The organism is Bacillus cereus group sp. N21, assembly GCF_016483395.1.
In the GTDB taxonomy this organism is placed as follows: domain Bacteria; phylum Bacillota; class Bacilli; order Bacillales; family Bacillaceae_G; genus Bacillus_A; species Bacillus_A pseudomycoides.
Genome location: NZ_JAEHBX010000003.1, coordinates 1 through 20,049 on the forward strand (window position 1 = coordinate 1; position 20,049 = coordinate 20,049).

The following is a 20,049-nucleotide window of genomic DNA, read 5'->3' on the forward strand; positions in this document are numbered from 1 at the left end:
ACGCGAGCTGGGTTCAGAACGTCGTGAGACAGTTCGGTCCCTATCCGTCGTGGGCGTAGGAAATTTGAGAGGAGCTGTCCTTAGTACGAGAGGACCGGGATGGACGCACCGCTGGTGTACCAGTTGTTCTGCCAAGGGCATAGCTGGGTAGCTATGTGCGGAAGGGATAAGTGCTGAAAGCATCTAAGCATGAAGCCCCCCTCAAGATGAGATTTCCCATAGCGTAAGCTAGTAAGATCCCTGAAAGATGATCAGGTTGATAGGTTCGAGGTGGAAGCATGGTGACATGTGGAGCTGACGAATACTAATAGATCGAGGACTTAACCATATAATATGAAGCAAATGTTATCTAGTTTTGAAGGAATATACCTTCAATAGTTTGGTGATGATGGCAGAGAGGCCACACCCGTTCCCATACCGAACACGGAAGTTAAGCTCTCTAGCGCCGATGGTAGTTGGGACCTTGTCCCTGTGAGAGTAGGACGTCGCCAAGCAAAAACCTAAGTCGTTTCGACTTAGGTTTTTTTGTATACATTTTTATTTGCCAAATGTAGTAATCCATAAATTTAGCAATGCTAAAAAAGAAAAAAGAACAAAGAAGAGGCTGTTTAAAATAATAGCGATTTGTTTTGGTTTTCCAGGTTTTCCGAACGAACCTAGAAAAATTCCGATAATGGGACTAATTATTTCTACAAGCAGTATAGGTTTGAAGTAATGATAGTAGAAAAAGTGAGATGTTATAAAGGAAGATTCGATAATTGCACCAGTTACTGCGATGAAAAAAATAAATATGACCATATATTAAGGTTCTGCATAATTAATCCACCTATAAATTAGTGTGAACTTATAGTAATAGTATCATGAGCTTCACTTAAATATACAAAAAATGATATTACTTGAACCTTAATTTGATTACTTCTTCTTATGCTAAGGTTATACATGGTATGAATTTGAAAATACATAACTGTTATTGTGATAAATTTAGAAAATGAAATTCAATTAAATCCTGGTTAAGGTATTTTATCGCTACACGGCTAGTTCTTCATATGATTGCATCTTATACGCCTATCCTAATTCCCTTTCCCACTTGCATATATTTTCACTTCTTCTTTTAAATATAACTAAAACACGAACGATATCAATAACTAATAAAAAAACATTCGATTATTTGTTGACATGACTTATGAAATGTTGTTAATATATCCATAGAAACAATATTATATCGCACCTCATATAATCGCGGGGATATGGCCTGCAAGTCTCTACCTAACGACCGTTATTCGTTAGACTATGGGGGAAAGTCACTCGGTATTTTTCTATTCACAAGGGATACGTATGCCTGAGTAGAGCGCTTTCTCTCATAGTAAAAGAGAAACTGTTCTATTTCAGGCTTTTTTTATTTGAATCGGGGGGATTCTAATATGAAATCACTAGTTGGAATCATAATGGGAAGCACGTCAGACTGGGAAACAATGAAATATGCTTGTGACATTTTAGATGAATTACACATTCCGTATGAGAAGAAAGTTGTATCCGCTCATCGGACTCCAGATTATATGTTTGAATATGCAGAAACAGCTCGTGAACGTGGGTTAAAAGTTATTATTGCTGGAGCTGGAGGAGCCGCTCATTTACCAGGGATGGTTGCAGCGAAGACAAATCTTCCTGTAATCGGTGTTCCTGTTCAATCAAAAGCGTTAAATGGTTTAGATTCTTTACTGTCTATCGTTCAAATGCCAGGAGGAGTTCCAGTTGCGACTGTTGCGATTGGTAAGGCTGGTTCAACAAACGCAGGACTACTTGCTGCACAAATACTTGGATCATTTCATGATGACATACATGATGCATTAGAACTGAGACGAGAAGCAATTGAGAAAAATGTGCGTGAAGGTAGTGAGTTGGTATGACAAGAATCATTTTACCGGGAAAAACAATTGGCATTATTGGCGGTGGCCAGCTTGGAAGAATGATGGCGTTAGCAGCGAAGGAAATGGGTTATAAAATTGCTGTACTAGATCCGGCAAAACATTCACCATGTGCACAAGTTGCTGATATTGAAATTGTTGCATCTTATGATGATTTGAAAGCGATTCAGCATTTAGCGGAAATAAGCGATGTTGTCACATATGAATTTGAGAATATTGATTATAGATGTTTACAATGGCTTGAAAAACATGCGTATTTACCACAAGGCAGTCAGTTATTAAACAAAACGCAAAATCGTTTTACAGAAAAGAATGCAATCGTAAAGGCTGGTTTACCAGTAGCACCATATAGACTTGTGAAGAAGCAAGATGAACTTTTAGAAGCAATTACGGAACTTTCCTTTCCTTGTGTGTTAAAAACAACAACAGGAGGATATGACGGAAAAGGGCAAGTTGTTTTAAGAAGTGAGACGGATGTTGTAAGAGCAAGGGAGCTTGCCAGTCAAGCTGAATGTATTCTTGAAAAATGGGTGCCATTTGAAAAAGAAATATCAGTTATTGTAACTCGTAGCGTAAGTGGTGAAACGAAGGTATTTCCAGTAGCTGAAAATATTCACGTTAATAACATCTTACATGAATCCATCGTACCAGCTCGTATTACAGAAGAGCTTTCACAAAAAGGAATTGAATATGCGCAGGTACTAGCGGATGAACTGCAGCTTGTGGGAACACTAGCGGTAGAGATGTTTGCTACGGCAGATGGTGAGATTTATATTAATGAATTAGCACCAAGACCTCACAATTCTGGACATTATACACTGGATGCATGTGAAACAAGTCAATTTGGGCAACATATTCGAGCAATCTGTAATTTACCTCTTGGAGAAACAATTTTGTTAAAACCAGTTGTCATGGTAAACATTTTAGGCGAACATATAGAAGGGGTCCTAAAGCAAGTGAATAGATTAACCGGGTGCTATTTACACTTGTATGGAAAAGAAGAAGCAAAGCTGCAGCGTAAAATGGGGCATGTAAATATTTTAAATGAAAATGTTGAAGATGCTTTAGACAAAGCGCAAGAATTGCATATTTGGGACCATCAAGAACAACTGTTGGAGGGAAAAAAATGATTAGTCGTTATACACGCCCTGAAATGGGTGCGATTTGGACAGAAGAGAACAAATTTAAAGCGTGGTTAGAAGTTGAGATTTTAGCATGTGAAGCATGGGCCGAACTTGGTGATATCCCAAAAGAAGATGTGAAAAAAATTCGTGAACATGCAGCATTCGATATGGAGCGTATTTATGAGATTGAAAAAGAAACACGTCATGATGTAGTCGCTTTCACTCGTGCTGTATCAGAAACACCAGCATTAGGTGAAGAACGCAAATGGGTACATTACGGTTTAACATCTACAGACGTAGTAGATACAGCTTTATCTTATATCTTAAAACAAGCAAATGAAATTCTACTAAACGACTTAGAAAATTTCATTACTATTTTAGCTAACAAAGCAAAAGAGCATAAGTACACAATTATGATGGGAAGAACACACGGTGTTCATGCAGAACCAACAACATTTGGTTTAAAACTTGGTCTTTGGTATGAAGAAATGAAACGTAACTTAGACCGTTTCAAACAAGCAGCTGATACAGTTCGCGTTGGTAAATTGTCTGGTGCAGTTGGTACATACGCGAACATTAATCCATTCGTAGAAAAATATGTTTGTGAAAACTTAGGGTTAGAAGCAGCTCCGATTTCAACACAAACATTGCAACGTGATCGTCATGCACATTACATGTCAACACTTGCATTAATCGCAACATCTATTGAGAAAATGGCAGTCGAAATTCGTGGTTTACAAAAGAGTGAAACACGTGAAGTGGAAGAGTCATTTGCGAAAGGACAAAAAGGTTCTTCTGCAATGCCACATAAACGAAATCCAATCGGTTCTGAAAATATGACTGGTTTAGCTCGTGTTATCCGTGGTTATATGATGACATCTTACGAGAATGTTCCATTATGGCATGAACGTGATATTTCACATTCTTCTGCAGAACGTATTATCTTACCAGATGCAACAATCGCATTAAACTACATGTTAAATCGCTTTGGTAATATCGTGAAAAACTTAACGGTATTCCCAGAGAACATGAAGCGCAATATGCAAAGAACATACGGTTTAATTTACTCTCAACGCGTAATGCTTACGCTAATCGACAAAGGTATGGTACGTGAAGAAGCTTACGATATCGTACAGCCTAAAGCGATGGAAGCTTGGGAGACACAAGTACAATTTAAGGAGCTTGTAGAAGCAGATGAGCGTATTACAAGCAAATTAACACAAGAAGAAATCAACGAATGCTTTAACTACGAGCATCACTTACAACACGTTGATACAATCTTTGAACGTCTTGGATTAAACTGATAATTTTATATGGCACAGAATAGAGTCATTCTGTGCCATTCTTTATAAAAAAATTATTCATATTTTTCAAACTACAGGGGGCTTGCGAAATGCAAAAGCTAGAATTGCTGTATGAAGGTAAGGCAAAAAGAATTTATCGTACAGAAGCAGCAGATATGGTTTGGGTAGAGTACAAAGATAGTGCTACTGCTTTCAATGGGGAGAAAAAAGCGACAATTACAGGAAAAGGTCGTCTGAACAATGAGATTACAACTCTTTTATTCAGAAAGTTACAAGAAGTGGGAATTAAAACACATTTTGTTGAGAAGCTGTCAGATACAGAACAACTTGTGAAAAAAGTAAGTATTATTCCATTAGAGGTTGTCACAAGAAACGTAATTGCAGGAAGTCTTTCAAAACGATTAGGAATGGAAGAAGGAACTGTGCTTGCAGCACCAATCGTAGAATTTTACTACAAAGATGATGATTTAGGAGATCCGCTTGTAACAGAAGATCATATTCGCGTATTAAACGTTGCAACGCCAGAGCAAGTAAGTACATTAAGAGAAAAAGCTCTACAAATCAATCAAGTATTGATTGAGCACTTCGCAAGCTGTCGTGTAAGGTTAGTAGATTTTAAATTAGAGTTTGGTGTAACAGAAGAAGGCGAAATCGTATTAGCAGATGAAATTTCACCAGATACTTGCCGTTTATGGGATGAAGAGAGCAATGAGAAATTTGATAAAGATGTATTCCGCCGTGATTTAGGCAATTTAACAGAGGCATATGAAGAAATTTTAAAACGTTTAGGGGGAGCTTCACATGTATAAAGTTAAGGTATATGTAACATTAAGAGAGAGCGTATTAGATCCACAAGGAACAGCAGTAAAAGGTGCTCTTCACAGTCTTTCCTTTACAGAAGTACAAGATGTCCGCATTGGTAAATATATGGAGTTAACAATCGATAAATCAGTAACTGATCTGGATAGCAAGGTAAAAGAAATGTGTGAAAAACTATTAGCGAACGTTGTAATGGAAGATTTCCGTTACGAAGTTGAGGAGGTTGTCGCACAGTGAAATTTGCCGTAATCGTTTTTCCAGGTTCGAACTGTGATGTTGATATGTTTCATGCAATTAAGGATGAGCTTGGTGAAGAGGTAGACTACGTTTGGCATGATGCAGAGAATTTAGATGAGTATGATGCAATTCTTTTACCAGGTGGATTCTCTTACGGTGATTATCTTCGCTGCGGTGCCATTTCTCGCTTTGCAAATGCAATGAAGGCAGTGCAAAAAGCTGCTGAGCAAGGAAAGCCGATTTTAGGTGTATGTAATGGATTTCAAATTTTAGTTGAATCAGGATTACTACCAGGTGCATTAATGCGAAATGAAAACTTGAAGTTTATGTGTCGTACAGTTCAGTTACGTGTGGAAAATAATGAAACAATGTTTACGTCGCAATATAAACAGGGTGAAGTAATCGATATTCCAATCGCACATGGCGAAGGAAATTACTACTGCGATGAAGCAACTCTTAAAGAATTAGAAGAAAAGAACCAAATTGCATTCCGTTATGTAGACAATCCAAACGGAAGCGTTTCAGATATTGCAGGTATTGTAAATGAAAAAGGAAATGTACTTGGCATGATGCCACATCCAGAGCGTGCTGTGAGTGAATTGCTTGGCGGCGCTGAAGGTTTAAAAGTCTTTCAATCTATTTTGAAACATTGGAGGGAAACATATGTCGTTAATACTTGAACCAAATCCAACACAAATTAAAGAAGAACGTATATATGCGGAAATGGGGCTAACAGACGAAGAGTTTGCCATGGTTGAAAAGATTTTAGGTCGTTTGCCGAACTACACAGAAACAGGTCTTTTCTCTGTTATGTGGTCAGAGCACTGTAGTTATAAAAACTCAAAACCAGTTCTTCGTAAGTTTCCAACAACAGGAGAGCGTGTACTACAAGGACCTGGAGAAGGTGCAGGGATTGTAGATATCGGTGATAACCAAGCGGTTGTATTTAAAATGGAAAGTCATAATCACCCTTCAGCAATTGAGCCATATCAAGGCGCGGCAACGGGTGTTGGTGGTATTATTCGCGATGTATTCTCTATGGGAGCACGTCCAGTAGCATTATTAAACTCACTTCGCTTCGGTGAACTACAATCACCACGCGTAAAATATTTATTTGAAGAAGTAGTTGCAGGGATTGCAGGATACGGTAACTGCATCGGTATTCCAACTGTGGGCGGAGAAGTACAGTTTGATCCATGTTATGAAGGCAACCCGCTTGTAAATGCAATGTGCGTTGGTTTAATTAATCATGAAGATATTAAAAAAGGGCAAGCGCACGGTGCTGGTAATACGGTTATGTACGTAGGTGCTTCAACAGGACGCGACGGTATTCACGGTGCAACTTTCGCATCGGAAGAACTATCTGAGAGTTCAGAAGCAAAACGTCCAGCAGTACAAGTAGGCGATCCATTTATGGAGAAACTTCTTATTGAAGCATGCCTAGAGCTGATCCAATCTGATGCTCTTGTCGGAATTCAAGATATGGGAGCTGCCGGTTTAACATCATCTTCTGCAGAAATGGCAAGTAAAGCAGGAATGGGTATTGAAATGTACTTAGACGATGTACCACAACGTGAAACAGGTATGACACCATATGAAATGATGTTATCTGAATCACAAGAACGTATGTTGATTGTGGTGAAAAAAGGTAGAGAACAAGAAATTGTAGATTTATTTGAAAAGTACGGACTTGCGGCAGTTACGATGGGGAAAGTAACTGAAGATAAAATGCTTCGATTATTCCATAAAGGTGAAATGGTAGCGGAAGTTCCAGCAGATGCATTAGCAGAAGAAGCACCAATTTATCATAAGCCTTCAAAAGAAGCAGCGTACTTTAAAGAGTTCCAAGAAATGAAGATGGAAACACCAAAAGTAGATAACTATAAAGAGACATTACTAGCTCTATTACAACAACCAACGATTGCAAGTAAAGAGTGGGTATATGATCAGTACGATTATCAAGTGCGCACAAGCACAGTTGTTACACCAGGATCAGATGCGGCAGTTGTACGTGTACGTGGTACAGAGAAAGCATTAGCAATGACAACAGACTGTAACTCTCGCTACATTTACTTAGATCCTGAAATGGGCGGTAAAATTGCAGTAGCAGAAGCTGCACGTAATATCGTATGTTCTGGTGGGGAACCACTTGCAATTACAGATTGCTTGAACTTTGGTAATCCAGAAAAACCAGAGATTTTCTGGCAAATTGAGAAGTCAGTAGATGGTATGAGTGAAGCTTGTCGCACATTACAAACTCCAGTTATCGGCGGAAACGTATCAATGTACAATGAACGTAGCGGTGAAGCTGTATATCCAACACCGACTGTTGGTATGGTAGGTCTTGTTCATGACTTAAAACATGTAACAACACAAGAGTTTAAGCAAGCTGGCGATCTTATTTATGTAATTGGTGAAACGAAAGCTGAGTTTGGTGGAAGTGAATTGCAAAAGATGATATACGGTAAAATCTTTGGTCAATCACCAAGCATCGATTTAGAAGTAGAATTAAAACGCCAAAAACAATTACTAGAAGCTATTCAAGCGGGACTTGTTCAATCTGCACATGACGTTGCAGAAGGAGGATTAGCAGTTGCGATTGCTGAAAGTGCAATTGGTGCGAAACACTTAGGTGCTACTGTGAAATTAGATGGGGAAGCAACAGCGGCATTATTCTCGGAATCACAATCACGCTTTGTCGTAACAGTAAAACGTGAACAACAAGAAGCGTTTGAGAAATCAGTAGAAGCAATTCAAGTTGGAGAAGTCACAAATACAAATGAAGTAACAATTCATAATGAAGAAAATGAAGTATTACTTATAGCAAATGTTGATGAAATGAGAAAGGCTTGGAAAGGGGCAATCCCATGCTTGCTGAAATAAAGGGGTTAAATGAAGAATGTGGCGTTTTCGGAATTTGGGGGCATGAAAATGCAGCACAAGTTACGTACTACGGATTGCATAGTTTGCAGCACCGTGGGCAAGAAGGCGCGGGCATTGTTGTCAATAACGGGGAGAAAATTGTTGGCCATAAGGGGTTAGGTTTAGTATCAGAAGTGTTTTCAAGAGGTGAGCTAGAAGGCTTAAATGGAAAATCAGCAATTGGACACGTGCGCTATGCGACAGCAGGCGGAAGTGAAGTAGCAAATGTGCAACCATTACTATTCCGTTTCTCTGATCATAGTATGGCGTTAGCTCACAACGGAAATTTAATTAACGCAAAAATGCTTCGCCGTGAATTAGAGGCAGAAGGAAGTATTTTTCAAACAAGTTCAGATACAGAAGTACTGCTTCATTTAATTAAACGTAATACAAAAGGTTCACTAATCGAGAGCGTAAAAGATGCATTGAACAAAGTAAAAGGCGCATTTGCGTATCTTTTACTAACAGGAAACGAAATGATTGTTGCACTAGATCCGAATGGATTCCGACCACTTTCAATTGGGAAAATGGGGGATGCGTATGTCGTAGCATCTGAAACATGTGCTTTTGATGTAGTTGGTGCAACATACATTCGTGATGTAGAACCTGGAGAACTACTTATCATTAATGACGAGGGTATTCAAGTAGATCGTTTTACAAACGAAGTAGATCATGCAATTTGTAGTATGGAATACATTTACTTTGCTCGTCCAGATTCTAATATTGCTGGCATTAACGTTCATGCAGCACGTAAAAATATGGGAAAACGTTTAGCGATGGAAGCTCCAATTGAAGCAGATGTTGTAACAGGTGTTCCAGACTCTAGTATTTCGGCAGCGATCGGTTATGCAGAAGCAACAGGAATTCCATACGAATTAGGATTAATTAAAAATCGTTACGTTGGTCGTACCTTTATCCAACCTTCTCAAGAATTGCGTGAGCAAGGGGTAAAAATGAAGCTTTCAGCAGTACGAGGCGTGGTTGAAGGAAAGCGTGTTGTAATGATTGACGATTCCATTGTACGAGGAACAACAAGTAAACGTATTGTGCGCATGCTTCGTGAGGCAGGAGCGACAGAAGTACATGTGAGAATTGCTTCTCCGCCACTTAAGTATCCATGTTTCTATGGAATTGATATTCAAACGAGAAAAGAACTAATTGCAGCAAATAACTCTGTAGAAGAAATACGTCAAATCATCGGTGCAGATTCTTTAACATTTTTAAGTGAAGATGGCTTAGTAGATGCAATTGGACGTCCATATGAAGGGAAATACGGCGGCTTATGTATGGCTTACTTTAATGGAGATTATCCAACAGCTCTTTATGATTATGAGCAAGAGCTTTTAGAAAGTATGAAATAAAAAGGCGAGAAGCTTCTACTTCATTTTAAGTAGAAGCTGGCTTTTTCCTAAAACATACTCTATAAAGAGAGTGCCCGCTTGGGTGGGAGAAATTAAAAGACGAGGTGTAAAAAACGATGGCGAATGCATATAAGCAAGCAGGAGTAGATATTGAAGCTGGATATGAAGCGGTATCTCGCATGAAAAAACACGTACAAACAACAATGAGAAAAGAAGTACTAGGCGGTCTTGGCGGTTTTGGAGGTATGTTTGATCTATCAAAATTTGCATTAGAAGAACCTGTATTAGTATCTGGAACAGACGGCGTGGGTACAAAATTAATGCTCGCTTTTATGATGGATAAACATGACACAATTGGTATTGATGCAGTAGCGATGTGTGTAAATGATATTGTTGTCCAAGGGGCAGAACCGCTTTTCTTCCTTGATTACATTGCTTGCGGTAAAGCAGAACCTAGTAAAATTGAAAACATCGTCAAAGGTATATCAGAAGGTTGTCGCCAAGCGGGTTGTGCATTAATTGGTGGAGAGACAGCTGAGATGCCAGGTATGTATTCCACTGAAGAGTATGACTTAGCTGGTTTTACTGTTGGAATTGTTGATAAAAAGAAAATTGTAACAGGTCAGTCTATTGAAGCTGGTCATGTATTAATTGGTTTAGCATCTAGTGGTATTCATAGTAACGGGTATTCTTTAGTACGAAAAGTGTTATTGGAAGACGGACAGCTATCTTTAGATCGTATACAGGGCCGCTTAGAACTACCTCTTGGTGAAGAACTATTAAAACCAACGAAAATTTATGTCAAACCTATTTTAGAACTATTGAAAAAGTATGAAGTGTATGGCATGGCACATATTACAGGTGGCGGCTTTATTGAAAATATTCCACGTATGTTGCCGGAAGGAATCGGTGCAGAAATTGAACTAGGTTCTTGGCAAATTCAACCGATTTTTAGCTTGCTTCAAGAGGTTGGAAAATTAGAAGAAAAAGAAATGTTCAATATTTTTAACATGGGTATTGGTATGGTAGTTGCAGTAAAAGAAGAAGATGCAAAAGCTGTTGTTCAACTTCTTGCAGAACAAGGAGAAAAAGCACATATTATTGGACGTACTGTAAAAGGATCAGGTGTTACTTTTAATGGAGGCGCAGAACTATGAGTAGATTGGCAGTCTTTGCCTCTGGAAGCGGCTCTAACTTCCAAGCACTAATTAATGCAGTGGAAGAAAAAAGATTACATGCTGAAATTAGTTTGCTAGTATGTGATCAACCTGAGGCACGTGTTATCGGACGAGCGCATTATCATCATGTTCCATGCTTTGCTTTTTCAGCGAAAGAATATGAATCAAAAGAAGCATTTGAAAATGAGATATTAAAAAAACTGCGAGAATACGAGATTGATTGTGTTATTTTGGCAGGATATATGCGTCTTATCGGGTCAACATTATTAGAAGCCTATGGTGGGAAAATCATTAACATTCATCCATCATTATTACCGAGTTTTCCAGGGAAAGATGCTGTTGGTCAAGCATTAGAAGCGGGTGTGAAAGTAACTGGTGTGACAATTCATTATGTAGATGCAGGGATGGATACAGGACCAATTATCGCACAAGAAGTAGTAACAGTTTCTGAAACGGATACGAGAGAGAGTTTACAAAAGAAAATTCAGCAAGTTGAACATAGATTGTACGTAGATACGGTGAACGAAATCGTTCAATTTATAGAAGAGCCAACTGTTAAATAACATTCAACTAGGGGTGAAGGATAAATGAAAAAGCGTGCATTAGTAAGTGTTTCGAATAAAACAGGCGTTGTAGAATTTGTTAAAGGATTACTTGAACAAGGGATTGAAGTTATTTCAACAGGCGGAACGAAAAGATTATTAGAAGAAAACGGCTTACAAGTCATCGGGATTTCTGAAGTAACAGGTTTCCCAGAAATTATGGACGGACGTGTAAAAACATTACATCCAAACGTCCATGGTGGTTTACTTGCAGTACGTGATAATGAAACGCATGTGGCGCAGATGAATGAATTAGGCATTCAGCCAATCGACTTTGTTGTTGTAAACTTATACCCATTTAAAGAAACAGTTGCTAAACCTGATGTGACATTTGCTGATGCAATTGAAAATATTGATATCGGTGGTCCAACAATGATTCGTTCAGCTGCGAAAAATCATAAATTTGTATCAGTAATCGTTGATCCAACAGATTATGATGTTGTACTAGCTGAGTTAAAAGAAAACGGTGAAGTTACAGACGAAACAAAACGTAAATTAGCAGCAAAAGTATTCCGCCATACAGCGGCATATGATGCATTAATTTCAAACTATTTAACTGAACAAATGGGAGAAGAAAGTCCAGAAACATTAACAGTAACATTCGAGAAAAACCAAGATTTACGTTACGGAGAAAACCCACATCAAAAAGCAACATTCTATAAAGCACCATTTGCAGCAACTTCTTCTGTTGCATATGCAGAGCAGTTACATGGAAAAGAGCTATCTTACAACAATATCAATGACGCAGATGCAGCGCTTAGCATCGTGAAAGAATTTACAGAACCAGCAGTGGTAGCAGTAAAACATATGAATCCATGCGGAGTTGGTGTTGGTACTGATATTCATGAAGCATATACACGTGCTTACGAAGCAGATCCAGTATCAATCTTTGGCGGCATTATTGCAGCGAATCGTGAAATTGATAAAGCTACAGCAGAAAAATTACATGAAATTTTCTTAGAAATTATTATTGCACCTTCCTTCTCAGAGGAAGCATTAGAAGTGTTGCAAAGTAAGAAAAACTTACGTCTTTTAACTGTAAATATTGAAAAAGCAGTAAATGCAAGTAAAAAATTAACTTCTGTACAAGGTGGCCTTCTTGTTCAAGAAGAAGATACGCTAGCGCTAGATGAAGATGCAATTACAGTTCCAACAAAACGTGAACCAACAGAGCAAGAATGGGCCGATTTAAAACTAGCTTGGAAAGTTGTCAAACACGTAAAATCAAATGCAATTGTTTTAGCAAAAGATAATATGACAATTGGAGTTGGAGCTGGACAAATGAACCGCGTTGGCTCAGCGAAAATTGCTATTACACAAGCTGCTGATAAAGCACAAGGTAGTGCGCTTGCATCTGATGCATTTTTCCCAATGCCAGATACAGTAGAAGAGGCTGCCAAAGCAGGGATTACAGCAATCATTCAACCAGGCGGATCGATTCGTGATGAAGATTCTATTAAAAAAGCTGATGAGTTTGGCATTACTATGGTGTTCACTGGCGTACGTCATTTCAAACATTAATAGGGGAAGTTTAAAAAGTCCGGTCAAGATAACCTTCGCATTTCTTCGTTGCATTGCCAGTCCGGTACTCATGTAGTATAAGCTACACTCCGTGTCCTCCTGGCAGCTGCGCCTCGAACTGCTCGGTTCTCTTGATCCTCCTTTTTAAACTTATATTGTTAGAAGAAGTTCAAAAAGTCCGGCCAAGATAACCTTCTTTTTGAACATGAACGAATAGAAACAAACTAGGGGCATTGCTCCTGGTTTGTGCTTATTTGAATATTGGAGGATGACGTATGAATGTTTTAGTAATTGGCCGCGGTGGACGTGAGCATGCTTTAGCTTGGAAGTTTGCACAGTCTGAGCAAGTGGAAAAGGTATATGTAGCACCAGGAAATGAAGGTATGAGAGACGTGGCAACGCCAGTTGCTATTGATGAAAATGATTTTGATGCACTTGTTCTGTTTGCGAAAGAGAACAATATAGGTTTAACATTCGTCGGTCCCGAAATTCCGCTTATGAATGGGATTGTCGATCGTTTTGAGGCAGAAGGACTTCGTGTTTTTGGTCCGAATAAAGCAGCGGCTGTGATTGAGGGCAGTAAAGCTTTTACAAAAGAATTGATGAAAAAGTACGATATTCCAACAGCAGCATATGAAACGTTCACGAACTATGAGGAAGCAGTAGCGTATATTCGAAAAATTGGTGCACCGATTGTTATTAAAGCGGACGGTTTAGCAGCTGGTAAAGGTGTAACAGTGGCAATGACGTTAGAAGAGGCATTACAAGCTGTAAAAGAAATGCTGCAAGATGTGAAATTTGGTGAAGCAAGTAAAAAGGTTGTTATTGAAGAGTTTTTAGATGGACAGGAATTCTCTTTAATGGCATTCGTAAATGGAACAACTGTTTATCCAATGGTAATTGCACAAGATCATAAACGCGCTTTTGATGGTGATAAAGGACCGAATACAGGAGGAATGGGTGCATATTCTCCAGTACCACAAATTCCAGAATCAGCGGTTGAAGTAGCGATTGAAACGGTTTTACATCCAACCGCTCAGGCGATGATCAAAGAAGGTCGTTCATTTACAGGTATTTTATATGCAGGTCTTATTTTAACAAACGAAGGCCCAAAAGTAATTGAGTTTAATGCTCGTTTTGGAGATCCGGAAACAGAGGTTGTACTGCCTCGTTTAGACAATGATTTAGTTGATGTATGTAATAGCGTTTTAGATGGAGAAAAATTAGTGCTTAAATGGTCCGAAGAAGCGGTTATTGGTGTAGTACTTGCTTCAAAAGGATATCCTGAAGTATATGAAAAAGGCGCTATTATTGGCGGATTAGATACATTAGAAGATGCAATTGTTTTTCATGCAGGTACAGCTATGAAGCGTGGAGATTTCGTAACAAACGGTGGTCGTGTACTATTTGTTGCTTGTAAAGCAAAAGACTTACAAGAAGCGAAAGATAAAGTATATAAAGAAATCGCGAAAATTAAGAGTGATGGGTTATTTTATCGAAATGATATAGGATACCGCGCAATTGCAAAGGTAGATTGCTAGAAGCTAACATGTTTTATGTTAGCTTCTTTTTTTGTTTAGTATTTACTTTCGTTCAAAACATAAAAAGTGGTTTGCTTTATTTTGTATGCAGAAAGCAAATCCTAATAATTAAAGTAGTATATTATCTAGTTGATCCTGAAATCCCAAGCTTCTCCATCTTCCTGTATAATGTTCGAACACTAATTCCTAAATCAGCAGCAGCCTGTTTTTTTCCTTCATAATCATATCCATAATAATGAAGCTTTTTAATAATACTCTCTTTTTCGGCCTCTTTTAATGTACTGCATTCTTTTGAAGGTGACTGTGGTTGAGTTATATTATGTTGTAGGAATCCCGGTAAGGATGATTGGGTTAATTGGCTACTCTTTTCCATATTCATACTGTATTCTAAAATGTTCTCTAGTTCACGAATGTTCCCAGGCCAGTGATATTGCTTTAACTTTTCTAAAAAATCATCTGTATAAGTTTGAATGAATTTTCCTGTTCTTGTTTGTAATTTTTTAATTAAGAAGGGAACTAGTTTTTTTAAGTCTTCTTTTCTTTCTCTTAATGGTGGTAAATGGATAGGAATAACATTTAGTCTGTAGTAAAGATCGGAACGGAATTGTTTAGATTCCATCAATTTTTCTAATGATTGATTAGATGCAGCGATAATCCGGATATTCACTTTTTTAGGAAGTGTTCCACCAATTCTTTGTACAACACCATCTTGCAGTACTTTCAATAGTTTTGGTTGTAAATGGAGAGGGAGATCGGCAATTTCATCTAAAAATAGTGTTCCTCGATCAGCCATTTCAAAGTAACCTGGTTTTCCTTTTTTCCTTGCTCCCGTAAATGCACCTTCCTCATAGCCAAAGAGCTCACTTTCGAATAAAGATTCAGGAATACTAGCACAATTTATTTCAATGAAATCTCCTCTTTGGAACATGCTCTGTTCATGAATAAGTTTTGCCATTAAGCTTTTTCCCGTCCCTGTTTCTCCAGTAATAACAATAGAGGAAGTACTACTTTTCATATTTTTTAAGATTTCTTTTATGTTTTGCAATGTATGGCTGTTCCCAAGGATATATTCAGTTTGTTTTAATTTCGTGCCCATTGTGGGAGTGGAATAATTGGTTTCATGAATGATAGCAGTAATAATCCCTTTTAATTTTTCCATCCAATAGATAAATTCTTTTTGCTGGTCGATTAACTTCTGTTGTTTATTTTTTGAAAAACTAACGAATGAAAGATAACCGTAGTGGCGTTCATTTTGAATCATGTTTTGTATAATTTCTGCAGTTGATGGACAGCTCTTTTGAAAGTGACAACCATGACACATATTCATATGTCCTGGCTTATGTACAAAGGTAATGGGATGCTCGTATAGTTTTTGGAAAAAGGGGAGGTAGACACGTTCTCCTTTTTGCTTTTTATATTCCTCCGTTGAAGAAACTAATAGCCCTTCATGGTTGAAATAGGCGATTTCTATTTGTAAGAGTTCGGAAAAGGTATGAATAATTTTTGTGATTGCTGTGATTGTAGACAATTTAGAACCTCCTTTCTATTATATAACCATTGTATGATAATTCTGAAAAATGAAAAAGTGTCAAACGTTTGTCAAAAATGTCAAACAATCGTACTAAGATTGCTTGCTATGATAAGGATTTTCTATGCAATAACATTGGCATGATTTTTGCTTAATAAAAAGCAGATGCAAATAAAGGAGGCTTTTTTATGGAAAGAGATTATTTTCAATTAAAGGATAAAGTGGCGGTTGTAACTGGGGCGGCATCAGGAATTGGGTATGCGACTGCAACAATTTTTGCTGAAGTAGGGGCTGCCGTTATTCTTTTAGATATTGATGAAGAAAAGGGTATGCAAGCTGCACAGAGTTTACGAGATGAGGGACAGCGAGCAGAGTTTTTGAAGTGCGATGTAACAAGTGAATTAGATTGTAAGAATGTTAGCGAACATATTAGGCAGGTATATGGAAGTGTAGATGTGTTGTTTAACAATGCGGGAATTATTAGAAGAAAAACAGTTGTTGAATTAGAGGAAAGGGAGTGGGATTCAGTTATTAATGTTTCATTAAAAGGTGTATACCTATTATCTAAATATATCATTCCAATTATGGCTGAAAAGCAAGGTGGGAGTATTATCAATACAGGTTCCGGTTGGGGGCTAAAAGGAGGCGATAAAGCAGCTGCTTATTGTGCTGCAAAGGCCGGTGTTGTGAACTTAACGAAGGCGATGGCAATTGATCATGGTCCGCAAAATATTCGAGTGAATTGTATATGTCCTGGTGATACAGATACACAGTTACTACGTGACGAGGCGAAGCAATTAAATGTGGAAGAGGGAACATTTTTGAAAGAGTCAGCAACAGATCGACCTCTATCAAGAATTGGTACGCCTCGTGATATCGCAAAAGGTGTTTTATTTTTAGCTAGCGATTTGTCATCTTGGGTGACAGGAACGGAACTTGTTGTTGATGGTGGAGGTTTAGCATAATTGAAAGAATTTTAATAAGGGGGTATTAAGATGACGAAAAAGGTACATCCTTACATTCCAAATATGGTACCTGAAGTAAAGGAAGAGATGTTAAAAGAAATAGGCGCTGAATCAGTGATGGAATTATACGCTTGTATACCGGATGAACTAAAGTTGAAAGAGGAAATGAACATACCAAAGGCGCTTACAGAATACGAGTTGCGTCGCCACATTGAAGGGATATTGTGTAAGAACACGAGTACAAGTGAATATCTAAATTTTCTAGGAGCAGGTTGCTGGCAGCACTTTGTACCAGCAGTTTGCGATGAAGTGAATCAAAGATCGGAATTTCTGACGGCATATGCCGGTGAACCTTACGAGGATCATGGTAGATTCCAAGCGTTATTTGAATATCAAAGTCTAGTAGCTGAACTTGTTGATATGGATGTTGTAAATGTACCGACGTTTGATTGGGGGCAAGCAGCAGCTACAGCGATTCGGATGGCTGCTCGTATTACAAAAAGAACAGAGGTATTAGTAGCGCAAACTGTATCACCTGAAAGAATGAAAATTATTCAAAATTATGGCTCCCCAGATCTTGAATTTGTTTTTGTTATTTATGATGCTGAGAATGGTCTTCTAGATTTAGAAGATTTAAAGAATAAGATTTCTTCTAATGTGGCAGCTATTTATTTTGAAAATCCTTCCTATTTAGGGTTTATTGAATCACAAGGTATGGAAATTGCGAAAATTGCGAAGCAGAATGATGCACTAGTAGTAGTTGGTGTTGATCCAATTTCACTTGGAGTGTTGGCGCCGCCAAGTCACTATCAAGCGGATATTGTTTGTGGTGATTTGCAGCCGCTTGGTATGCATATGAACTATAGCGGAGGGCAAGCGGGATTCATTGCTACAAGGGATGAAGAAAAGTTTATTAATGAATATCCTTCACGTCTATTTGGAATTGTGCCAACAGTAAAAGAAGGGGAGTATGGCTTTGGCGATGTGGCTTATGATCGGACATCTTTTGCCCTTCGTGAAAAAGGAAAAGAATCAGTTGGTACACAAACTGCGTTATGGGGAATTACAGCTGGGGTTTATTTATCGTTACTTGGACCGAATGGCATGTATGAATTAGGTCAAACTATTATGCAAAATAGTCAATATGCAGTAAAACAACTGAACAAAATCCCTGGGGTGAGAGGTTCAAGATTAAGTTCTCCATTTTTTAAAGAGTTTCTTGTCGATTTTAATGGGACCGGTTTATCAGTCGAAACCATAAATAAGAAATTATTAGAAAAGCAGATATTTGGAGGGAAGGATATTTCGAAAGAGTTTCCTATATTTGGTCAATGCGCTTTATATTGCGTTACAGAAGTCCATGCGAAGGAAGATTTGGATCAGTTAATTGCCGCCCTTCAAGAAATTGTGACGAATTAAAATAAATGAACAGAAAGGAGAATGAACTCATGAAGAAAATTAAAAGGGATAGTAAAGTTCGTGACTTTCATCAAGCAAGATGGAATGAACCAATTATTTTTGAACTTCATCAGCGAGGAGAAAGAGGAGTAGAAGTTCCGACAGCGGATCAAACGATTGTGCAGGAAGTTGGCGATGGAGTTTCAAAGATTCCTCATTCTATGTATAGAAAAGAAAGAGCGAGACTTCCAGAAATCGGTCAGGCGCGTGTGTTAAGGCATTATGTGAGACTTTCACAAGAGACGTTAGGATCCGACTTTAACGTTGAAATTGGGCAAGGGACTTGTACGATGAAATATATCCCAAAAATTAATGAATTATTAGTACGAAATCCTAAAATAATGGAACTGCATCCTCTTCAAGATGAAAGTACGGTCCAAGGAATGCTAGAGATTATATATAAATTGGATCTTTGTATGAGAGAAATATCTGGTATGGATCATTTTTCATTTCAGCCAAGTGGTGGTACGCAAGCATTATTTGCTATGGCTTCCATTGTAAGAAAATATCATGAATCTCGCGGAGAAGGAGAAAAACGTAATGAAATTATTACAACTATTTTTTCTCACCCTTCACAAGCAGCTACAGCAGCTGTTAAAGGATTTAAAATTATTACACTTCATCCAGATGAAGATGGATTCCCTAACATAGAAAAATTAAAGGCAGTTGTTTCAGAGCGGACAGCGGGATTTGTTGTTGCAAATCCTGAAGATACAGGAATTTTTAATTCGAAAATTAAAGAATTTACAAAGGTCGTACATGAGGCTGGTGGGATTTGTTACTATGATCAGGCAAATGCCAATGGTCTCCTTGGAATTACTAGAGCAAAAGAAGCAGGATTTGATATGTGTTTTTTTAACCTTCACAAAACATTTGCTGCTCCGCATATGTGTGGTGGGCCAGCAACGGGTGCACTTGGAGTGAGCAAAGAGCTAAAAGAATATTTACCTGGACCAATTGTGGAATGCGATGAAGGAAAATATTATTTAAACAATGATCTGAAACATTCCATTGGAAAAGTGCGCGCTTTTCATGGGGTAGCACAAACAATTCTCAGGTCTTATGCATGGATTCGTGCCCTTGGTCCAGAAGGATTAAAAGAAGTGGCGAAAACAGCTGTATTAAATAACAATTATATGTATCACAAAGTACAAAAGATTCGTGGTGCAAGTGCTCCATATGTAAAAGGACAGCGCCTTGAGCAAGTTCGCTATAGCTGGGAAGAGCTGAAAAATGAAACAGGTATTACAACAGAGGATGTCCAAAGAAGAATGACGGATTTCGGCTTACACTATTGGACGAGTCACCATCCATATATCGTACCCCAGCCGTTCACGCTTGAACCGACTGAGAGCTATTCTAAGACTGACTTAGATGAGTATATAGCAGCCCTTGAACAAATTTCTAAGGAAGCCTATGAAAATCCCAAAGTCATTCAAAACGCTCCGCAAAATAGTACGATTCACAAATTAGATGAACAGGATTTTCTCGATAATCCGAAAAAATGGTGTATTACATGGAGAGCGTATCAGAAGAAGGTGCAGTTACTAGAATTGATTTGAAG

The 20,049-nt window shown here is 38.2% G+C and carries 17 protein-coding genes, 2 rRNA genes and 1 riboswitch; of the genes, 17 read left to right on the forward strand and 2 right to left on the reverse strand.

Annotated elements, in window-relative coordinates:
* Positions 1-328, forward strand: a 23S ribosomal RNA gene (locus tag JDS96_RS02145); the annotation flags it as partial.
* A gap of 50 nt (positions 329-378) precedes the next feature.
* A 5S ribosomal RNA gene (rrf, locus tag JDS96_RS02150) occupies positions 379-494 on the forward strand.
* A 43-nt stretch (positions 495-537) separates the two neighbouring features.
* On the opposite strand, the gene JDS96_RS02155 is transcribed toward rrf, so the two are convergent.
* Complete coding sequence (locus JDS96_RS02155; protein ID WP_199665844.1) at positions 538-798, reverse strand: hypothetical protein; 261 nt, start codon at positions 796-798, stop codon at positions 538-540.
* 411 nt (positions 799-1,209) lie between these two features.
* Positions 1,210-1,311, forward strand: a riboswitch (purine riboswitch).
* A gap of 110 nt (positions 1,312-1,421) precedes the next feature.
* Here JDS96_RS02155 and purE point away from each other — a divergent pair.
* The 12 genes from purE (at position 1,422) to purD (ending at position 14,534) form a co-directional block, all read left to right on the forward strand.
* Positions 1,422-1,907 carry a 5-(carboxyamino)imidazole ribonucleotide mutase gene (purE, locus tag JDS96_RS02160; RefSeq protein ID WP_006093209.1) on the forward strand — a complete coding sequence of 162 codons (486 nt, stop codon included), beginning with the start codon at positions 1,422-1,424 and terminating at the stop codon, positions 1,905-1,907.
* A complete protein-coding gene (gene purK / locus JDS96_RS02165) occupies positions 1,904-3,055 on the forward strand; it encodes a 5-(carboxyamino)imidazole ribonucleotide synthase (protein WP_199665845.1) in 1,152 nt (383 codons plus the stop codon). Before purE ends, purK begins: the two co-directional genes overlap by 4 nt.
* Positions 3,052-4,353: an adenylosuccinate lyase gene (gene purB / locus JDS96_RS02170; protein WP_199665846.1), complete on the forward strand. Its 1,302-nt coding sequence runs from the start codon at positions 3,052-3,054 to the stop codon at positions 4,351-4,353. Before purK ends, purB begins: the two co-directional genes overlap by 4 nt.
* Positions 4,354-4,442: 89 nt before the next feature.
* Positions 4,443-5,162 carry a phosphoribosylaminoimidazolesuccinocarboxamide synthase gene (gene purC, locus JDS96_RS02175; protein WP_003194587.1) on the forward strand — a complete coding sequence of 240 codons (720 nt, stop codon included), beginning with the start codon at positions 4,443-4,445 and terminating at the stop codon, positions 5,160-5,162.
* Positions 5,155-5,409: a phosphoribosylformylglycinamidine synthase subunit PurS gene (gene purS / locus JDS96_RS02180; RefSeq protein WP_000278826.1), complete on the forward strand. Its 255-nt coding sequence runs from the start codon at positions 5,155-5,157 to the stop codon at positions 5,407-5,409. The genes purC and purS overlap by 8 nt, the downstream gene beginning before the upstream one ends.
* Positions 5,406-6,089, forward strand: coding sequence for a phosphoribosylformylglycinamidine synthase subunit PurQ (gene purQ / locus JDS96_RS02185; protein ID WP_199665847.1), 684 nt, complete (start codon positions 5,406-5,408; stop codon positions 6,087-6,089). The genes purS and purQ overlap by 4 nt, the downstream gene beginning before the upstream one ends.
* Positions 6,073-8,292, forward strand: a complete 2,220-nt coding sequence (gene purL, locus JDS96_RS02190; protein WP_199665848.1) for a phosphoribosylformylglycinamidine synthase II — start codon at positions 6,073-6,075, stop codon at positions 8,290-8,292. The genes purQ and purL overlap by 17 nt, the downstream gene beginning before the upstream one ends.
* On the forward strand, positions 8,277-9,692 hold the full coding sequence (gene purF, locus JDS96_RS02195) for an amidophosphoribosyltransferase (protein WP_018766468.1): 1,416 nt from the start codon (positions 8,277-8,279) through the stop codon (positions 9,690-9,692). The genes purL and purF overlap by 16 nt, the downstream gene beginning before the upstream one ends.
* Positions 9,693-9,808: 116 nt before the next feature.
* Positions 9,809-10,849 (forward strand): phosphoribosylformylglycinamidine cyclo-ligase, encoded by a 1,041-nt coding sequence (gene purM / locus JDS96_RS02200; RefSeq protein WP_003205715.1) that lies wholly within the window; start codon positions 9,809-9,811, stop codon positions 10,847-10,849.
* Positions 10,846-11,433 (forward strand): phosphoribosylglycinamide formyltransferase, encoded by a 588-nt coding sequence (gene purN / locus JDS96_RS02205; protein ID WP_199665849.1) that lies wholly within the window; start codon positions 10,846-10,848, stop codon positions 11,431-11,433. Before purM ends, purN begins: the two co-directional genes overlap by 4 nt.
* A gap of 24 nt (positions 11,434-11,457) precedes the next feature.
* Positions 11,458-12,993 carry a bifunctional phosphoribosylaminoimidazolecarboxamide formyltransferase/IMP cyclohydrolase gene (gene purH / locus JDS96_RS02210; RefSeq protein WP_199665850.1) on the forward strand — a complete coding sequence of 512 codons (1,536 nt, stop codon included), beginning with the start codon at positions 11,458-11,460 and terminating at the stop codon, positions 12,991-12,993.
* A gap of 275 nt (positions 12,994-13,268) precedes the next feature.
* A complete protein-coding gene (gene purD, locus JDS96_RS02215; RefSeq protein ID WP_199665851.1) occupies positions 13,269-14,534 on the forward strand; it encodes a phosphoribosylamine--glycine ligase in 1,266 nt (421 codons plus the stop codon).
* Between the two features lie 121 nt (positions 14,535-14,655).
* Here purD and JDS96_RS02220 read toward each other — a convergent pair whose 3' ends face one another.
* Positions 14,656-16,062 carry a sigma-54 interaction domain-containing protein gene (locus JDS96_RS02220; protein WP_199665852.1) on the reverse strand — a complete coding sequence of 469 codons (1,407 nt, stop codon included), beginning with the start codon at positions 16,060-16,062 and terminating at the stop codon, positions 14,656-14,658.
* Positions 16,063-16,250: 188 nt separating this feature from the next.
* Here JDS96_RS02220 and JDS96_RS02225 point away from each other — a divergent pair, with 188 nt between their 5' ends.
* The 3 genes from JDS96_RS02225 to gcvPB are packed head-to-tail and all read left to right on the forward strand — an operon-like array spanning position 16,251 to position 20,047.
* Complete coding sequence (locus tag JDS96_RS02225; RefSeq protein ID WP_003194606.1) at positions 16,251-17,027, forward strand: SDR family NAD(P)-dependent oxidoreductase; 777 nt, start codon at positions 16,251-16,253, stop codon at positions 17,025-17,027.
* Positions 17,028-17,057: 30 nt separating this feature from the next.
* The gene (gene gcvPA / locus JDS96_RS02230) at positions 17,058-18,446 is read left to right on the forward strand and encodes an aminomethyl-transferring glycine dehydrogenase subunit GcvPA (protein ID WP_199665853.1); all 1,389 of its coding nucleotides are present in this window, start codon (positions 17,058-17,060) and stop codon (positions 18,444-18,446) included.
* A gap of 29 nt (positions 18,447-18,475) precedes the next feature.
* Positions 18,476-20,047 (forward strand): aminomethyl-transferring glycine dehydrogenase subunit GcvPB, encoded by a 1,572-nt coding sequence (gene gcvPB, locus JDS96_RS02235; protein WP_199665854.1) that lies wholly within the window; start codon positions 18,476-18,478, stop codon positions 20,045-20,047.
* Positions 20,048-20,049: the final 2 nt, after the last annotated feature.

What these genes read in the sequence shown, in the direction of transcription:
- purK (WP_199665845.1), top strand. Translation starts at nt 1,904, where the DNA reads ATGACAAGAATCATTTTACCGGGAAAAACAATTGGCATTATTGGCGGT.
- purC (WP_003194587.1), top strand. Translation starts at nt 4,443, where the DNA reads ATGCAAAAGCTAGAATTGCTGTATGAAGGTAAGGCAAAAAGAATTTAT.
- purL (WP_199665848.1), top strand. Translation starts at nt 6,073, where the DNA reads ATGTCGTTAATACTTGAACCAAATCCAACACAAATTAAAGAAGAACGT.
- purB (WP_199665846.1), top strand. Translation starts at nt 3,052, where the DNA reads ATGATTAGTCGTTATACACGCCCTGAAATGGGTGCGATTTGGACAGAA.
- JDS96_RS02225 (WP_003194606.1), top strand. Translation starts at nt 16,251, where the DNA reads ATGGAAAGAGATTATTTTCAATTAAAGGATAAAGTGGCGGTTGTAACT.
- JDS96_RS02155 (WP_199665844.1), bottom strand. Translation starts at nt 798, where the DNA reads ATGGTCATATTTATTTTTTTCATCGCAGTAACTGGTGCAATTATCGAA.
- purF (WP_018766468.1), top strand. Translation starts at nt 8,277, where the DNA reads ATGCTTGCTGAAATAAAGGGGTTAAATGAAGAATGTGGCGTTTTCGGA.
- purS (WP_000278826.1), top strand. Translation starts at nt 5,155, where the DNA reads ATGTATAAAGTTAAGGTATATGTAACATTAAGAGAGAGCGTATTAGAT.
- gcvPB (WP_199665854.1), top strand. Translation starts at nt 18,476, where the DNA reads ATGAAGAAAATTAAAAGGGATAGTAAAGTTCGTGACTTTCATCAAGCA.
- purM (WP_003205715.1), top strand. Translation starts at nt 9,809, where the DNA reads ATGGCGAATGCATATAAGCAAGCAGGAGTAGATATTGAAGCTGGATAT.
- purE (WP_006093209.1), top strand. Translation starts at nt 1,422, where the DNA reads ATGAAATCACTAGTTGGAATCATAATGGGAAGCACGTCAGACTGGGAA.
- purN (WP_199665849.1), top strand. Translation starts at nt 10,846, where the DNA reads ATGAGTAGATTGGCAGTCTTTGCCTCTGGAAGCGGCTCTAACTTCCAA.
- gcvPA (WP_199665853.1), top strand. Translation starts at nt 17,058, where the DNA reads ATGACGAAAAAGGTACATCCTTACATTCCAAATATGGTACCTGAAGTA.
- purD (WP_199665851.1), top strand. Translation starts at nt 13,269, where the DNA reads ATGAATGTTTTAGTAATTGGCCGCGGTGGACGTGAGCATGCTTTAGCT.
- purH (WP_199665850.1), top strand. Translation starts at nt 11,458, where the DNA reads ATGAAAAAGCGTGCATTAGTAAGTGTTTCGAATAAAACAGGCGTTGTA.